17 protein-coding genes and 1 riboswitch are annotated in these 15,857 nt (G+C 49.4%); of the genes, 8 read left to right on the top strand and 9 right to left on the bottom strand.

Annotation, left to right across the window (positions count from 1 at the left end; all coding sequences use genetic code 11):
• Window positions 1-333: 333 nt before the first annotated feature.
• The 4 genes from H6F56_RS07845 to psbX form a co-directional block, all read right to left on the bottom strand.
• Entirely contained in the window at window positions 334-858 is a 525-nt protein-coding gene (locus tag H6F56_RS07845) for a TolB family protein (protein WP_190666499.1), read from the bottom strand.
• A gap of 88 nt (window positions 859-946) precedes the next feature.
• Entirely contained in the window at window positions 947-1,486 is a 540-nt protein-coding gene (locus tag H6F56_RS07840; protein ID WP_190666497.1) for a TolB family protein, read from the bottom strand.
• A 76-nt stretch (window positions 1,487-1,562) separates the two neighbouring features.
• Entirely contained in the window at window positions 1,563-2,462 is a 900-nt protein-coding gene (locus H6F56_RS07835; protein WP_190666495.1) for a Ycf66 family protein, read from the bottom strand.
• A 235-nt stretch (window positions 2,463-2,697) separates the two neighbouring features.
• Entirely contained in the window at window positions 2,698-2,817 is a 120-nt protein-coding gene (psbX, locus tag H6F56_RS07830; RefSeq protein ID WP_190666493.1) for a photosystem II reaction center X protein, read from the bottom strand.
• Window positions 2,818-3,087: 270 nt separating this feature from the next.
• On the opposite strand from psbX, the gene H6F56_RS07825 reads away from it, so the two are divergent.
• Window positions 3,088-3,372, top strand: coding sequence for a YggT family protein (locus tag H6F56_RS07825; RefSeq protein WP_190666491.1), 285 nt, complete (start codon window positions 3,088-3,090; stop codon window positions 3,370-3,372).
• Between the two features lie 57 nt (window positions 3,373-3,429).
• Here the strand turns inward: H6F56_RS07825 and accC are convergent, their stop codons facing one another.
• Complete coding sequence (accC, locus tag H6F56_RS07820) at window positions 3,430-4,776, bottom strand: acetyl-CoA carboxylase biotin carboxylase subunit (RefSeq protein WP_190666489.1); 1,347 nt, start codon at window positions 4,774-4,776, stop codon at window positions 3,430-3,432.
• Between accC and H6F56_RS07815 the strand changes: the two genes are divergently transcribed.
• Window positions 4,764-4,907: a hypothetical protein gene (locus H6F56_RS07815; RefSeq protein ID WP_190666487.1), complete on the top strand. Its 144-nt coding sequence runs from the start codon at window positions 4,764-4,766 to the stop codon at window positions 4,905-4,907. The two genes, accC and H6F56_RS07815, sit on opposite strands and share 13 nt — an antisense overlap.
• A gap of 125 nt (window positions 4,908-5,032) precedes the next feature.
• Here H6F56_RS07815 and smpB read toward each other — a convergent pair whose 3' ends face one another.
• Both smpB and H6F56_RS07805 read right to left on the bottom strand, forming a co-directional pair.
• Entirely contained in the window at window positions 5,033-5,500 is a 468-nt protein-coding gene (gene smpB, locus H6F56_RS07810; RefSeq protein ID WP_190666485.1) for an SsrA-binding protein SmpB, read from the bottom strand.
• Between the two features lie 108 nt (window positions 5,501-5,608).
• A complete protein-coding gene (locus H6F56_RS07805; RefSeq protein WP_190666483.1) occupies window positions 5,609-6,403 on the bottom strand; it encodes a hypothetical protein in 795 nt (264 codons plus the stop codon).
• 296 nt (window positions 6,404-6,699) lie between these two features.
• Window positions 6,700-6,788: riboswitch (Glutamine riboswitch) on the top strand.
• A gap of 35 nt (window positions 6,789-6,823) precedes the next feature.
• On the opposite strand from H6F56_RS07805, the gene H6F56_RS07800 reads away from it, so the two are divergent.
• Window positions 6,824-7,135 (top strand): DUF4278 domain-containing protein, encoded by a 312-nt coding sequence (locus tag H6F56_RS07800; RefSeq protein WP_190666481.1) that lies wholly within the window; start codon window positions 6,824-6,826, stop codon window positions 7,133-7,135.
• Window positions 7,136-7,444: 309 nt separating this feature from the next.
• Window positions 7,445-9,229, top strand: coding sequence for a tetratricopeptide repeat protein (locus tag H6F56_RS07795; RefSeq protein WP_190666479.1), 1,785 nt, complete (start codon window positions 7,445-7,447; stop codon window positions 9,227-9,229).
• A gap of 64 nt (window positions 9,230-9,293) precedes the next feature.
• Here the strand turns inward: H6F56_RS07795 and ispD are convergent, their stop codons facing one another.
• Window positions 9,294-9,989 carry a 2-C-methyl-D-erythritol 4-phosphate cytidylyltransferase gene (ispD, locus tag H6F56_RS07790; protein ID WP_190666629.1) on the bottom strand — a complete coding sequence of 232 codons (696 nt, stop codon included), beginning with the start codon at window positions 9,987-9,989 and terminating at the stop codon, window positions 9,294-9,296.
• 164 nt (window positions 9,990-10,153) lie between these two features.
• Between ispD and H6F56_RS07785 the strand changes: the two genes are divergently transcribed.
• From H6F56_RS07785 to H6F56_RS07775, 3 genes are all read left to right on the top strand, one after another.
• Window positions 10,154-11,125: a glycosyltransferase family 9 protein gene (locus H6F56_RS07785; RefSeq protein ID WP_190666477.1), complete on the top strand. Its 972-nt coding sequence runs from the start codon at window positions 10,154-10,156 to the stop codon at window positions 11,123-11,125.
• 89 nt (window positions 11,126-11,214) lie between these two features.
• Complete coding sequence (locus tag H6F56_RS07780) at window positions 11,215-11,811, top strand: D-glycero-alpha-D-manno-heptose-1,7-bisphosphate 7-phosphatase (RefSeq protein WP_190666474.1); 597 nt, start codon at window positions 11,215-11,217, stop codon at window positions 11,809-11,811.
• Between the two features lie 740 nt (window positions 11,812-12,551).
• Window positions 12,552-14,108, top strand: coding sequence for a peptidoglycan DD-metalloendopeptidase family protein (locus H6F56_RS07775; RefSeq protein WP_190666472.1), 1,557 nt, complete (start codon window positions 12,552-12,554; stop codon window positions 14,106-14,108).
• Between the two features lie 135 nt (window positions 14,109-14,243).
• Here the strand turns inward: H6F56_RS07775 and H6F56_RS07770 are convergent, their stop codons facing one another.
• Entirely contained in the window at window positions 14,244-14,729 is a 486-nt protein-coding gene (locus tag H6F56_RS07770) for a CRR6 family NdhI maturation factor (RefSeq protein ID WP_190666470.1), read from the bottom strand.
• 276 nt (window positions 14,730-15,005) lie between these two features.
• Here H6F56_RS07770 and H6F56_RS07765 point away from each other — a divergent pair, with 276 nt between their 5' ends.
• Window positions 15,006-15,446 carry a Fur family transcriptional regulator gene (locus H6F56_RS07765; RefSeq protein WP_323797875.1) on the top strand — a complete coding sequence of 147 codons (441 nt, stop codon included), beginning with the start codon at window positions 15,006-15,008 and terminating at the stop codon, window positions 15,444-15,446.
• Window positions 15,447-15,857 lie beyond the last annotated feature (411 nt).

Below are 15,857 nucleotides of genomic sequence, written 5' to 3'. Positions count from 1 at the left end.
TTTTTAATAATGCGGTTATAATTGCTGTTTTTATGGGTGGAATATTTGATAAGCTGGCAGCGTTCGCTATCTTTTTCGCTAAGACGCTCAGCACCAATTACTCGTTCCTAATCTCATGTTGAGTTTCCGGAATGAGTTGCGGCATTAGAAATCAAAATTGTCACCACAGATAAACACAGATTAATTTACTGAGATCTGCGTTTATCCGCTAGAGGCTAGGGTTTAAAATTTATGAATCTTATAGAGAAAAGGATTTTCACCCTCTATCTGGGTTTGTAGTAGCGCCGGCACTGAGCAAGTTATCTACATTTTAAAATTTAAGGTCGCTTGAGTTCAACGAGGCGCATCTGGAGTATTTACAGGATTTCCAGAAGGATCTATGAGCGTAATATTCCACTGACCTTGTGCACCGGCTTCAAAGGCAATGGTGCTGCCATCGGCACTAATTGTAGGGTTGCGAACTTCAGCTTTGAGGTTTTGTGTGAGGTTCCGCAGCTGGCGAGTCGGCACGTTGTAAAGATAGACGTCCACTCGCCCCTCACGGCTGCCGGCAAACACAATTGAGCGCCCGTCTTCTGTTACAGCTGGATGGGAGGCGAGGGTATCGAGGGCGTTTAACCCAGGTAAATCGATGAGCCGGCGATCAACTGCATCGTAAAGGTAAACGTCTTGGCTTTGCTGGCGATCAGAGGTAAAAACAATATAACGACCGGCAAGCTGAGGCGTAACTTCACCGGCTGGACTGTTTAAGCTTCGCCCTCCAGCATCGAAGGGAAAGCTGAGAATGCGGGGGTAGCCGGTGCAGCTGCTCAGCGTGCCGGTGAGGGCGACAGTCAGGAGAAAGATAGCGCGTTTCACAGGCGGAAAAGAGGGGGTGACGGGGTGACGGGAAGATGGCAGAAGAGCGAACTTGATATTCCCTTAGCTTCTAAACCCTAGAGCCTTTTCACTTTGACGGGCCGCCATTAAGACGATCCAATTCAATGGTCGGCCCTCGGTCTATCATTTCAATGTCCCACTGACCGCGCCGCCCGCTCTCAAACACGATATACCGGCCATCTGGGCTAATACTGGGATTGCGTACCCAGCCGACATACCCACGCGTTAAAACTTCTGGCCTTTTTGTAACTCGGTCGTAGAGTTCAACTTCTGGCCGGCCTCGATCACTGGCTATATAGACAATATAACGGGCTGTGTTGCTGATGCTGGGACTGTCGGCGACTGCATCGGGCCGATTCAAGTAGGGCAAGTTTACATATTGCTGGGTTTGCCGGTCATACAACAGAATATTGCGGCTGCCTTCCCGGTTAGATACAAATGCTAAAAAGCGACCGTTGCCACTAAGAGCCGGCTGCTCGTCAGTATAGCGACTGTTAATCGCAACGGGTTCTAAGGTGCGATTGACGGGGCTGCAGGCGACTGCTAAACTCGCGACGCTCAAGGTGAGCCAGCGATGAATAGACCATTTAGGCGTGAATCTGTTCACCAGACGTTACCCACTTCAAGAGTGAAATTGCCCTCTGTCTGTTGTCATGGGCAACAACTTCAGACAAAGGACAAATTTAGTAATCAAAATTTCCTGTATTGTCCTGCTCGTCATCCGGGGAGTCTATGGGTTGGAAATCAACATATTCACCTGGGGTTGGATCTGTTGTTTCCGAAGTTCGCCGGCTGGTTCTTTCTTCTTGGGGCGGACGTTTCTTTCTCGGTCTTGCGCCATCGCTCGGTTTGCGGTTTGCGCCGGCTGAGGAGGCGCGTGGGGGTCTTTCTTCCGTCTCTACGGGTGAATCATCCCACTCGTCTGATCGGCTTGCTGGCGGGCGTTCTGCGCTTGGACGAGACCGCCGCTTGCCAGACGGTGCTTCAGAGCCGTATCTATCTTCACCTCTACTACGGCTGGAAGGAGGGACATCTTCCGGCCCATACCTGTCATCACTTCTGCTGCGGCTGGGAGGAGGGCCATCTTCCGGCCCATATCTGTCATCATTTCTGCTGCGCTTGGGAGGGCGACGCCGGCCTTCTTCTTCATACCCTTGACTGCGAGAAGGGCGCGACTCTTGAGTTCCCCGTATCCTCGCTCTGGGCGGCATTTCTTCTGCCGGTTCAAGTTCATCGAGTTCAGCATCTACATAAGTGTATGCCGAGCTGACGGGTCGATCGTCATCTACAATGCGTGTGTTCCGCTTGGCTTGCAGTGTCGCCACATTTCGCAGGCGGATGCTTTCTACGGCAAAGAAGATAGCGGAACCCGTTAGCAAGAATTGACCGAACTGCAAAATAGGGTCTTGCCGCCATCCTTGGAAAAATAGAATCCCGCCGCAGAGTAAACCCACTGCTGCGAAGAAAATGTCGTGATCGCGGGCGAGACTGGGACGCACTGAGCGCAAAAAGTAAAGTGCTGCCCCCGCCACCGCCAGCGTAATGCCTAGCAGACTGCTCCAGCTAAATCCGACGTTTACCATTTCTTATCTCCTGTGTCAGTCCTATGTTAGCGAGTCACGCTCAAAATCTCCACCTCTTGTTAGGGGTTCTGAACCTCAGTGGCTAGGTTATCTGGCGGCTTGCAGCGACCGGCTGACTGACGGGTGCGTCCAAAAAGTTCGCTCTCAACAATAACAAAACCCCAGTTATTTAGTCCAGGCCAGTTTTTTAATTATGGCCCTTGGTGATAACTGAGGTTTTTTAGGCCCAGATGGTTTAGGAGCGCCGAACCTTATCTTTTTGGCTAATAAAAAGCAGACCGACGGTTGCTGGGACGAGGACAATTACAGTGCCAGCCAGTAGACTCCACAAAAAGTTAGCGAGTGAAGGTGTCATAAGTTCTGGGTTCCTTATTTAGAAAAATTTCTTTAATCTTGATTTTAATCATTTGTTACACCATTGAGAAGCTATTTGAGCCGACAGTTATCTAAGCGCGGGGTGAATGTCACCGACTTATTGCACCCGATGAGCCTGAGCGTCTGAAGTTTAGGAGTTAAATCCCTTTATTATTACTCACGCTAAATTCTTAAATGGGCTGCCGGCTCTCAGGGAAGATACAATAAAAGATGAAATACAGTTACAAAACTTAAGAATTTTCAACCGCCCATGACTGCTGCAACGATTGCGACTTGGATTCTCGGCCCTTTGCTAGCCGTGATGACGTTGTTATTTATTTTTCGGATTGTTTTGACTTGGTATCCCCAAGTGAATCTCAACCAAATGCCCTTTAATTTGGTTTCGTGGCCCACTGAACCGTTTTTGGTGCCGGCTCGTAAAATCGTCCCTCCTATCGGTGGGGTAGACATCACCCCGATTATCTGGGTGGGGATTTTCAGCCTGATCCGGGAAATTCTCTTAGGTCAACAAGGCTTGTTAACGATGTTACGTTAATGGGGCATAGGGCATAGGGGATGGGGAATAGAAAAAAAATTAATTCCCCATCCCCTATTATTTCCCCATCATCTGCTCAACAAAATTGGTGTAGACATCACCCTCTATGAAAGATGGGTTCTCTAGTATTCTTTGATGGAAGGCGATAGTGGTGGGTAAGCCGGTAATAGCACACTCCCGCAGCGCCCGCTTCATCCTCTGGAGCGCGCCGGCTCGATCGGGTGCCCAGACAATTAATTTGCCGATTAATGAGTCGTAGTAGGGCGGAATTTCGTAATCGGTATAAACGTGGGAATCCATTCTCACGCCGGTGCCACCGGGAGGCAAAAACCCTGTAATGCGCCCTGGAGAAGGCCGGAAATTGTGATCAGGGTCTTCAGCGTTGATACGGCATTCGATGGAATGGCCACGCAGCACCACTTGATCTTGGGTGAGTTGGAGTTTTTCTCCTTGGGCAATCTTAATTTGCTCGGCAATTAAATCGAGTCCGGTGATCATTTCTGTAACGGGATGCTCGACTTGAATCCGGGTGTTCATTTCCATAAAGTAGAAGTGACCCGAATTGTCAAGTAAAAACTCTACCGTGCCGGCACCGATGTAGTTGATCGATTTAGCGACTCTAACGGCTGCCGTCCCCATTTTTTCTCGCAATTCCGGGGTGAGGGCTGGGCTGGGGGCTTCTTCTAAAAGTTTTTGATGCCGGCGCTGGATAGAGCATTCGCGTTCGCCAAGATGGATCACGTTGCCGTAGCTATCTGCGAGGATTTGAAATTCAATGTGGCGGGGACGTTCGATGAATTTTTCAATATAAACGCCTGGATTGCCAAAAGCGGCTTCTGCTTCGCCTTGGGCGGCTTGGAACAGTTTAGGCAGTTGGCTTTCTTCTCGCACCAGGCGCATCCCGCGTCCACCCCCGCCGGCAGTGGCTTTAATCATCACGGGATAGCCAATTTGATCGGCGATTTCCAGGGCTTCGCGTTCATCCGTCAGCAATCCCTCACTTCCAGGCACAGTGGGAACGCCGGCACGTTGCATGGTTTCCTTGGCAGTGGATTTATCGCCCATCGCGCGGATGCCATCTGGGGAAGGGCCAATAAAGGTGATTTGATGATCGGCGCAGATTTCAGCAAATCGAGCGTTTTCGGCTAAGAACCCATACCCTGGATGAATAGCAGTGGCGTTGCGAGTCAGGGCTGCTGAAATGATATTGGGGATATTGAGATAGCTTTTGTTACTGGGGGGTTCACCGATGCAAACGGCTTCGTCTGCCAGTTGGACATGGAGGGCGTGCCGGTCAATGGTGGAGTGAACCGCAACAGTAGCAATCCCCATCTCTTCACAGGTGCGGAGAATGCGGAGGGCGATTTCCCCTCGGTTGGCAATCAAAATTTTTGAAAAACGCATTGGCCAGCTTTGGGTTCTGTCTGAATTGGCATGGCGTCTATAGACTGAGTCTGAGAGTTTCAGAGGCAGTGGCAGGACGCATTGCTATCGGGTGGGAAGATGGGAGCGGCATTGGGATGCCAGATCGTTAATCGTACCATGCTGGAGACAATGGCTCGATGGTGGGGTGAGGGAGGTTGTCGGGCAAATGTTTTTAAAGCCGGCAGCAGGGGGTTGCTTTTGAACGTTTGTGACGCAGATAGCGCTAACAGTCGGATTAATAGCGCTTCATGGCCCGTTCTATATCTCGCTTGTCTTCCCGGCGTCTTTCATCTTCGCGTTTGTCGTGTAGTTTTTTACCTTTGCCTAGGGCAATGTCAATTTTTACCCAACCGCGCTTGAAGTACATTTTCAAGGGCACGATGGTTAAGCCTTGCTGCTCGACTTTGCCGATTAATTTGCGGATTTCTTGCCGGTGCATGAGCAGTTTTCGGGTGCGGCGGGGGTCGTGATTAAAATATTGGCTGGCTGTTTCGTAGGGGGAGATGTGAACGTTTATCAGCCATGCTTCGCCGTTGCGAATTAGCACGTAACCATCTCGCAGGTTGACTTTGCCGGCACGAATTGATTTGACTTCGGTGCCTTTGAGCTCAATCCCAACTTCGTAGGTTTCTAAAATTTCGTAAAGGTAGCGGGCTTGCCGGTTATCGCTAACAATTTTGAATCCTTCGCTTTTTTCTGCCATCAGTATTTCTTTAGTGGTTTGTTGTTATAGCTGCTTGAGAGAAAGGTTAGGGGTAAAGATGAAGTTGTGATTCTTTCTGGCCCCTAGACCTAACCTCTCGCCTTTGTGTTAGCGTTCGCGGGTGATTTTATCTACGCCTAACTGAGAACGGCCTGGAAGCGCCCAGCGGCCTGTGGCTTTACTGCCGTTAATCTTATAGTCTAAAACACCGAAATCATCTTTTGGCCCCCAGCCGACTACGAGCCAATCGCCCGAACGCAAGCCAACTCCCCGATAGGTCTTGTCATCGACTGTCCAAGAAAGTTGGTAGGTGTCGCCCGACCGGCTGATGTTCATACGTCCATTGTATTCCCCGCCAATGTCCTTGCCGTTAATTTCGTACTCACCCTCGATTTTGTCTTTTCTGCCGCCGGTGGCTGTTTCTCTGCCGACTTTGCCATCTGGGGCTGTGTTGTAAGTCCACCTCCCCTCTAAGGTGCCGTCTGATTGAATCTCGTACAGCAGCACTCCATAAATTTCCCCTTCGGGTGCCCAGCCAATAAACAGGTGGTCATCTTCTACGAATCCCAGTCCTGAATACTCGCCCTCTGAGGTTTTCCAAGAGAAACTGTATAAGTTGTCCGCGCTGCTTTGGGCTTCTATTTCTGCGGTGCCGGTGTATTTCTCGCCCTCAAGGTTTTTGCCTTCGGTAATTTTCCAAGTGCCTTCTATCTCGTTTTCTGACCGGCTTTGCGCTAAATAAACGGGTTTTGAGGTTTCTATTTGTGCCGGCAGTCCTTGAGCCTTGGTGTTTTGCGCTGAACTATTTGACGAATAAAGGGCACCAGCCGGCTTGAGGGCACACGCCAGAATTAGCGTCATGCTTCCTGTAACTAAACTCGCTGCAATTTGATTTCGCTTCATAGTGTCTTTGGGGTTTGGGTTTTGAACGTGCTAGAAGAAATCGTCGGCAATCATCGCCCACAGGGCAAATGCCGGCATCGGTTAAGTTGAGGCGAATTCCCCTGAGTCTGATGTGTCGCACGATATCTGGACGCCAACAGCGCTTGATGAGTTGCCCTTGCTAATCTTCTGTTGCTCGTTTCTGTGCCCGGATCTGCCGATTTTGGGAAAACTGCCGACCTGGAGGCACAATTGTAAAGTTTTCTTAGAGAATTGACATTTTCCCAAAAAACGGTAACAATGAATACAGAAAGTAAATCGTTCATCTCTCGTTACCTCATCAGCAAGTCGCTGCACAGAGATACAAGAGAGACGGAAGTAGGGAGTAATCCCGAAGGAACGCGCCTCAATTCACTCCATAAACGTTAAGAGGCGAATACCATGAAACTGACATATCGCGGAACCGCCTACGACTACACCCCAGCAGCCGTTGAAACAACCGAAGGCGAACTGGCCGGCAAGTATCGCGGGCTTGATTGGAGATTTTGCAATACTCACAAGGAATTGGTGCAGCAACCCACCGTTGAGTTGAAGTATCGCGGTGTTGCTCACACAACCGATTCAGAGAAAAAGTCGGCGCTGTCTACTACAGAAAAAGCTCGCACCTTGATGTTGGATCGTCAGCGTGCCGGTCAAAACCGCCAGCGCTCACTGTTGAGCCGCGTTGCCGCTGAAATTGGCCTGGCTCTGTAAGACTTTCAAGGCTACGCAAACGCCATAGAAGCCAAACATGATCAATGAGTGTTCTTCTCTGGCGTTCTCTTCAGTAAATTATTAAAGTTTGTCAAACCACTCATTCCTATCAGCACCCCCGGTGGGGGTGTTTTTTTTGCTGACCCAATAAGTGTTTAACTCCCATTCAGTTCTGGCAGCGCGAGCGTTTAAGAGAGAGTAACGCCGCAAGTTAAACAACGATTTGCTGAATACATTCGCGAGGGTAGCGATAAGATGATAAAAAACTCTTTCCAGTTGTGATAGCCTCAGCACCGGAGTCCTGCCTTTATGTCTAACCCCGTCAATGTCACAGACACCCGGATTGACCAAGGCCAGCCAGAGTCTTCTACTGCGATTGTCCGCAATATAAACCAAAGCCGACGCAGTCGCAGAGATCGCCGGCGCAACCGGCCATCTATCGATCTGGGGCGGCCTCTGGAGCAATTAATTGGTTTGACCAATTCGCTGGTTTCTCAATTTAGGGGAGAAGTCTCCGACTTAAAGCAAGGCAACAAGCTCTACAGCCGGGGCAATTATAAAGCAGCAATCACCGCTTATGAAAAAGCAGTGCAACTCAAGCCAGAGTTACATCCAGCCTGGTTGCAGTTGGGTAAGGCATTGGAAAAAGTAGGCCGGTATCAAGAGGCAGTTGCTGCTTACGACAAAGCACTGCAACTCAAACCGAATGACTTTTCGACCTGGACATCTCGCGGCAAATCGTTTTATCACTTGCAGCAGTACGAAAAGGCAGTGGCATCGTTAGATCAGGGCCTTCAAATTCACCCAAACCGTTATGAAGCTTGGTATTACCAAGGCCGGTCATTTGATGCCCTGCAACAGTATCAAGCGGCGGCTGATGCTTATCGCAAAGCCAGCCAACTCCAGCCCGATTTACACAGCATTTGGTATCATCTAGGCTACGCGCTACAGCAAGCGCAGCAGTTCTCTGCCGCAACAGATGCTTATGACCGGGCGCTTCGCCTCAAGCCGGATGATTTTGATACCTGGTTTCATCGGGGCGCAACGCTGGTGATGGTGAAGCGATACGACGCAGCAGTAGCTTCCTATAACCGGGCACTTCAACTTAACCCGAATCATATAGAGACTTGGCTAAATCGGGGACTGGCTTTTGAAAAGTTGCAACGCTATACCGATGCTGTGGCTTCCTATGACCAAGCGATCATTATCCAGCCGGATGTTTATGCAGTTTGGTTTCATAAAGGAATGGCGCTGAAGCATCAATGGCATGAGGCGGCGCTGGCCTGCTTGGATAAAGCGATAGAATTGCAGCCAGAAATCCCGCTGGCATGGTATGGCCGAGGTTTGACACTGGTTGCGGCGGGACAATATGCGCCGGCACTGTCTGCTTTTGATCGAGCAACGAAACTTAATCCGAATTGGCCCGATGCTTGGCTGGGTCGCGGTAAGGCGCTTTATGGTTTGCGCCGGTTTAAAGATGCGATTGTTGCCTATAGCAATGCGATTCAATTACGGCCTGATTTTGCTGAGGCATGGTTTCAGCGAGGTGAAGCCTTAGAGGCACTTGATCGATATGCAGAAGCGAGCGCAGCTTATGACAAAATCATTCAATTGCACTCGAATGATACGGAGTGGGTTTCTCGCTGTTGGTGGAAACGTGCTTATGCCCTAGAGCAACTAGAGCGGTATGAAGAGGCAGCGAGCGTTTATGACGAATTAGTGTCACTGCTGCCCAATGAGCTAGAACCACGGCTAAAACGCGCCCGTGCTTTAGAAGAGCAGCAGCAATATGCGGAAGCCTTGGCGACTTACGATCAAGCTTTGGGAAAATGGCCCAATCATGCGCCACTCTGGGTAAAACGTGGCCAACTGTACAGTTTAATGTCGATGCACGCAGAAGCTTTGAGTAACTACGATAAGGCGATTCAACTACAGCCGGGTGAGTATGAAGCTTGGTTGAAACGCGGTGAGGTACTCGAAACGTTACAGCGCTATAAAGAGGCTGTAAGTTCCTATGGCATTGCAATGGAAATTAAGCCGAATGGCACTGAAGCTATTAAAAATTACCAGCGGGTAATGAGTCAGCGCATATAACCGGCTCAATTTTTGTGAGCTACCGTGTTCAAACAAGTCCGTTGTAAACCAACCGGCAACGCTCCTACTCAGGCTTGAGCAGGCGCTGGCGCAAAATAAATTCTGCAATGGCCAAATCCACCGGCGTTGTTACCTTCAAATTCGTTTCTTCCCCCTCCACAATTCGCACCGGCAAGCCGCACATTTCAAATAAAGCGGCATCATCGGTCACTTCCCAGCCTTCGCGTTGCCCCCGATCATGGCACTGCTTAAGAAGTTTGACATCAAACCCCTGGGGTGTCTGGGCGGCCCACAAATTCCGCCGATCCGGCGTGTGCTGAATCACTTGAGTGGCCGGCTCGACAATTTTAATCGTATCCTTCACCGGCACCGCTGCAATCAGGCCGGTGCAATCGAGGAGGGCGTCAGCGCAGCGATCAAATAACTCAGGAGTTGCCAAACACCGCGCCCCATCGTGAATCAGCACCCGTTCTGCGGATGCCGGCAGCGCTTGCAACCCGTTGTAAACCGACTCTTGGCGAGTCGAACCTCCCTGAATCAACTCCACCGGCACCTTCAACGACAACGTTGCCAGAATCGCCTTAAAATCTGGCCAATCCTCTGGCTGACCGATAATCCCAATCCAGCTAATTTTGTCAGCAGCCTCAGCAGCTTGCAGTGTCCAGGCAATCAGCGGTTTGCCCAGTAAAGTTAGCAAAAGCTTATTCCGATCGCTCCCCATGCGGCGTCCCATTCCCGCCGCTGGAATTAATAAATGCACGCTTTGTTCCTCGAAAACGGCTACAGGTAACGCACTATCAGTCATCGCTTGCGGGTCATTGGCAGAGGAGTTCGCCCAACTGAGAGCCGGCAGATAGCAACAGACAACGTACAAATTACCTATCAACCTATAGAATAAGACTTTGGCAAGCTCAATCAACCACAATGCGAATACTGGCACTTGTCCCCGGTGGAATTGGCGACCAAATACTCTTTTTCCCCACGCTGGACGACCTGAAGCGGTCTTACCCCGACGCTCAAATTGACGTGATTGTAGAACCTCGTGCAAAAGGGGCCTACCGCGTTTGCAAGTTTTTCCACGACAAGTCTCTTCAGCTAACTGCGTTCGACTTTAAAGATCGCAATGGACTGGCTGATTGGGGAAACCTGCTGGGCATTATGCGTGATCGCGAGTACGAAGCTGTGCTGTCTTTGGGACAGCGCCCCAGTGTGGGGCTACTGCTTTGGCTGACGGGAATTCCCCAGCGCATCGGCTACGCCGGCATCGGCAGTCCGTTTCTCACCAATCCTGTTTCTCTCAAAACTGAGCAATATGCAGCCCAGATGTATCACGATCTGCTGCGAGGGTTCGGCATTACCACTCCTTGTCCAGAGTTGGCTGTAACTTTGCTCAAGGAGGATATACAGTGGGCGGAACAGGAACAGAAAAAGCTGGGAATTCAGGAAAGTGGCTATGTGATCGTTCACGGCGGTTCTAGCCAAATGGCCCTATCGAAAGGTCTTGACAAAATCTATCCCGCCGCAAATTGGCAGCAGATTATTCAGGATTTGCAGCAGCGACAGCCGCAGTTGCCGGTGGTGGTGATTCAAGGGCCTGAGGATGAGGCGTTGATTACCCAGCTGGTACAGTCAAATCCGAATCTTAAACTGACTGTTCCGGCGGATATTGGAAAGTTGGCGGCGATGATTGCCGGCGCAAATTTGATGCTGTGTACCGACAGCGCACCGATGCACCTGGCTGTAGCCGTTCAAACTTATACGATTGCCCTGTTTGGCCCCACCGATCCGCAGAAATTGCTGCCGGCTAACGATAAATTTATCGGCATCAAATCTCCGACCGGCAAAATGGGGGATATTTCCCCGAAAGTGGTGCTGGATAAAGTTTGGGGAAGCTAGTTGCGCCTTCTAGTGCTGAGTGGTGATTTATCCTTTGTCAGCACTCAGCGGTTAGCAATAACGAATCACCTACTAACGACCATTGGAGTATGGACAAAGCACAAAGGACAGCGGTATTTCTTGACCGGGATGGTGTGTTGAATGTGGAAGCCGGCTATCTCTACCGGGTGGAGGATCTGCATTTAATTGCCGGTGTTGCTGAGGCGGTGCGCCGGTTAAACGACCGGCAAATCTTTTGCTGTTTAGTTTCCAATCAATCTGGCCCAGCGCGGGGCTACTACCCGGCAGATCATGTGGACGCCTTACACCGGCGTCTTTGCCAACTACTGGAATCTGAAGCTGGTGCTCGACTAGATGCGCTCTATTACTGTCCTTACTTGAGCGCACCGGAAGGCGGCACCCATCCAGAGTTTACCCGGTGGAGCACTTGGCGCAAACCCAATACAGGGATGCTTGTCGCTGCCGCGTGGGAGCATAATTTGGATCTGAGTCAGAGTTTTATGGTGGGCGACAAGGCGACTGATGTTGATATGGCCCACAATGTCGGCTGTACTGGTATTTTGGTGCAAACCGGCTTTGGGGAACGCGTGCTTGCCGGCGACTACCAGCACCACACGAAACCCGACTACATCGCCCCAAATTTACCCATTGCCGTTGAATGGATTTTAAATCGTATTTGCACTTAGTGGTCAGCTCCCGCTTGGGTCTCTTGTATCAGGCGCTGTTTTGGTTCTACCGAACTTTTGAACCAGAGAGCCGATCAAGCAACTTTCTCATAGTTAGAAAAACTCATACTGTTTAGCTAACCCGTAGGTTACTTTTACAGAGATTTTGAATTATTTTATTAATAAGTAAAAAAAAGATCAGGGAATTTACTGATAAAAATTTGTGCATTTGGATAGACACTATTAATGATGTTACATTTAGCTCCCAGTGAAGCCGAACATAGTTCTTTAAGTATTTAAACTACATAAAGACGGGAGCCGTCTAGAGTCTAGATGTATAGCTACGCTAAAACCGCTGATGGGACATCAGCAAAGCTAGATTGAGCAGAGCCTCATCCTAAAGACGGCATCCGCCAATCACTAAACTTGATAAGAAATCGTATCGCCCCTGGAAGAGCAAAGACTCTGAAGATGCCACCTTAATTCTAAAAAATTGAGTTTTTTCCAGAATCATTAGCAACACAGGTGTCAATAAAGAGTCAGGCGAAGTCGCAATCAATCGGGTCATCAAAAACTGTTAGCCCTCAAAAAGCTAAACAGATGGGAAACACAAAAAACTGAACATAGCTTCACATCAACACTCACTTCATTAAATTGAGCGTTTTAGGTTTATTTTGAACTTTACTAAGCTCCTCGGTGCATCTGCCTAAACTGGTTTGCCCAGTCAAATTAAGTGCTAGTCAGAACAGGAGAATGCAATCGTGGAACACGCTACGCCAGGTTTTTCAGATGCCAGTCATAAAGATCGTCCTTCAGCGGCTTTAATTGGATTGGCAATTTCAATGGGGGCGTCTAGCCTAATCGTGCCTCAACAAGGTGATGCTGCTTATGCAACTGAGCCGGCAGCGCCCGAACTCACACGGGTTGTACTTTACACACCCGACTTTATTCCCGCCTCTGACAGTCGTAAACCTCAAGAGGAACTGGCAGCCACAGAGTTAACCCCAACAGTCTCCGTCAGGAACTCTTTCAATGCCGATGTTCAGGTGAAGTTTAAAGATTTGATACAGTCTTCTGGGAAACTAGCAGAGAGATCGGCTCTAAAAACTGTAACGCCAAGGGTTGCCGGCAAGACTGAATCTCCAGCTACAGTTATTCCTGCTACTGCCATCACTGCTCAACCAGCACCAGCAGTGATGACAGTACCCGTCCTCGAGGTAGCCCGCAATATCGTGCTTCACAAAGTACAGCCCGGAGAAACACTCTCGTCCATCGCCAGCGTCTATGGGGTTTCTTTAACAGACCTGATCAAGTTTAATGAGTTAAGCGATCCGAGCCGGCTCGAAATTAATCAAACTCTCAGCATTCCTCAAACGAGTGCGATTCGTTCTGACTTTTCAGAAACAGCCTCTGATGAAAGTAGTAATCAATCTGTAGCCGGCACAACTTTAGCAGCAAGTTCGCCTTCTGTTGCCAGCCGGTATGCAAACTCTTTCGCCTCCCAAAGCGAACAACCCAATCAGAAATACGTTGAGAATTTAAGAGCGGATCTGATGAGGCTTCGGGAAAAGTATCAGACTCATAAAGATAAACATCCAACCCATCTGCCGATACAAGAAGCGCAGAATGCTGAACAGCCGATGGTAGTGCCGGTACAGAGAAATCGCTCGGTAGCCGCCTCTCGTTTCTCTGCAAACACCAACACCTCGCAGGCGCAGATTCAAAAGCTGCGGCAACAACAGCGGGAACTTGCATCTAAAACTCAAAGTAGCAGTTGGCAAACAGCAGCCGCTGAATCGAGCATTGAACCGCAACAGATTGCAAAAGCATCTCTTGGTTCCGAAGTGTACGAATCATTAATGAACCCCTTAATGAATTCGCCACAGTTACCGCCGCTCAATTCCCCAGACACATATTTACCAAAAAGTCCAGCTTATTTTAATGGATATAACTGGCCGGCTCAGGGAGTTTTAACTTCAGGCTATGGCTGGCGCTGGGGGCGGATGCACGCCGGCATTGACATTGCTGGTGCGATTGGGACACCCATTATGGCGGCGGCTTCTGGGGTTGTTACTTATGCCGGTTGGGATGAAGGTGGCTACGGCAATTTAGTGGAGATTAAACATCCTGATGGCAGTATGACTCGCTACGCTCACAACGACCGGATTTTAGTCCGCCAAGGTCAGCAAGTTGAGCAAGGTGAGCAAATTTCTGAAATGGGTAGCACCGGCTTCAGTACCGGCCCTCACTTGCACTTTGAAATTCACCAGCCTGGCGGTGGAGCGGAGAACCCGATGGCTTATTTGCCGCCGGCGTAATTTTTTGCTGAAGAAGTGAAGAGTGAAAAACTGAATGGTTTCTATTCACTCTTCATGACGAATTGGCAATTGCCAAATTAGTAGCGCAGGAGCTTCCGAAAACTTGGCAGGCAACTCTTTATATCTAAGAGTTAGTCAAGAATTTGGATTGCTAATTAAGTCAAATAATGACTCGTCCAAATCATAGCCGAGCGTCTGAGCCATTGACATCAACTTAGATTTGCTGGGGACACCCTGCCGGTGCAACCAGTCGGCGCTTGCAAAAATTTTCTGCATTAAGAAAATTTCTAAAGCTTCTGGGTTAAACTGAATTCCCTCAGTGCGGTGGAACTGGTGGGGCACCAGCATTGCCACATAACGGGCTAACTCACCGGCTTTCCAATCTAGCAACAGCGGCAACCAGGGATAGCGAGCGTCTAAGCGAATAAACCACAGTCGCAATTCAGGGATTTCTGAAAGTTCTCGCGGATCTTCCGGTTCTCTGGGATAGTCAATTTCAAAGCGCAGCTGCCCATCAGCCGAAAGCGCTGGCAACTGGAGCAATGAGTCAATCGCAGTTTGAGCCGGCGACAGATCCAACTGCTGCAAGCACTCCAAATTAAGCGGGATGGTGATGGCCATGAAAACAATGAAAAAAGGGAAAAACAAGAGGCGAAGATTATTCGCTTTCCTGTAGTTTATCAGAGAGCCGATCGCAGCCCGTGCCGGCTGGCCTAAGACTTGAGGCTATGATGATCAGATATCTGCTGCAAACTGAAGTTCACGCTAGGGGCATCTCTAGCCCAAGGGCAACACCAGGAGATAGCAACCGGCCCCAAAAAACCTAGGATAGAATAATTAGAAAGACTCTTGAGACTGACTTTTTATAAAAAAAGCATGAAAAATGAGGCGGTAGCTGTGAAACAAATTCGCTCATTAGAAGATGCTCTGAATCGCTGTCAGACGCTAGGAATGCGTCTGAGCCGGCAGCGCCGCTTCATTCTGGAACTCCTGTGGCAGGCGCAAGAACACCTGTCAGCACGAGAGATTTATGACCGATTAAATCACCAAGGCAAAGCCATTGGTCATACCTCGGTGTACCAGAATTTAGAGGCGCTATCAACTCAGGGCATCATCGAGTGTATAGAGCGCTCTGACGGTCGTTTATATGGCAATATCAGTGACTCCCACAGTCACGTCAACTGTTTGGATACCAATCAGATTATGGACGTACACGTGGAACTCCCTGAAGAGTTAATTGATCAACTTGAAAAACAAACAGGCGTGCGGATAACTGAGTATCGGATAGACTTTTACGGATATCGCTCAGCGCCGGCTCGCTCGTCAGCAGACACCTAGAGCGCTCGGATCGCACTGATGTGTCATTTTAGGGAAAAAGTCTGAGTTTGTCTGGCTAGCCATTGTTCAGGCCGGTAAGGTCAGAAAAAAAATTAAGGCAATACAGACACAAATTGCGATCAATTCAGCCTAAAAACACTTTCAAGTTGCTTCTCAACCCTATAATATGACGGCAAACTGACTTGCGATTCACAATTGACAAGCAGGAATTGAGCGACTTGGCCCTGATGGAGCCATGCTGAAAAGAGGAAGCAACGCAGGCACCCTCAACTGTCCGGATACCCAACTTTATTAAGTGGGTATTGAAGTGAAATTAGATTGGCCTGCTGCGGCGCGTTCCTTCTGCTGGCAAGCTGCCAGTTTCCCAACCGAGTTTGGGGATCGAAGTTAAACCCAAGCAAATTGCTTTAG

This window comes from Microcoleus sp. FACHB-672 (assembly GCF_014695725.1).
In the GTDB taxonomy this organism is placed as follows: Bacteria; Cyanobacteriota; Cyanobacteriia; order Cyanobacteriales; family Oscillatoriaceae; genus FACHB-68.
This window is presented reverse-complemented; position numbering and strand designations above follow the sequence as displayed.

Bases quoted from the DNA above. Each gene is read 5' to 3' on its own strand.
- H6F56_RS07785 (WP_190666477.1), top strand. From the start codon at position 10,154: ATGCGAATACTGGCACTTGTCCCCGGTGGAATTGGCGACCAAATACTC.
- H6F56_RS07780 (WP_190666474.1), top strand. From the start codon at position 11,215: ATGGACAAAGCACAAAGGACAGCGGTATTTCTTGACCGGGATGGTGTG.
- psbX (WP_190666493.1), bottom strand. From the start codon at position 2,817: ATGACACCTTCACTCGCTAACTTTTTGTGGAGTCTACTGGCTGGCACT.
- H6F56_RS07805 (WP_190666483.1), bottom strand. From the start codon at position 6,403: ATGAAGCGAAATCAAATTGCAGCGAGTTTAGTTACAGGAAGCATGACG.
- H6F56_RS07835 (WP_190666495.1), bottom strand. From the start codon at position 2,462: ATGGTAAACGTCGGATTTAGCTGGAGCAGTCTGCTAGGCATTACGCTG.
- H6F56_RS07825 (WP_190666491.1), top strand. From the start codon at position 3,088: ATGACTGCTGCAACGATTGCGACTTGGATTCTCGGCCCTTTGCTAGCC.
- H6F56_RS07770 (WP_190666470.1), bottom strand. From the start codon at position 14,729: ATGGCCATCACCATCCCGCTTAATTTGGAGTGCTTGCAGCAGTTGGAT.
- H6F56_RS07800 (WP_190666481.1), top strand. From the start codon at position 6,824: ATGAAACTGACATATCGCGGAACCGCCTACGACTACACCCCAGCAGCC.
- accC (WP_190666489.1), bottom strand. From the start codon at position 4,776: ATGCGTTTTTCAAAAATTTTGATTGCCAACCGAGGGGAAATCGCCCTC.
- H6F56_RS07795 (WP_190666479.1), top strand. From the start codon at position 7,445: ATGTCTAACCCCGTCAATGTCACAGACACCCGGATTGACCAAGGCCAG.
- smpB (WP_190666485.1), bottom strand. From the start codon at position 5,500: ATGGCAGAAAAAAGCGAAGGATTCAAAATTGTTAGCGATAACCGGCAA.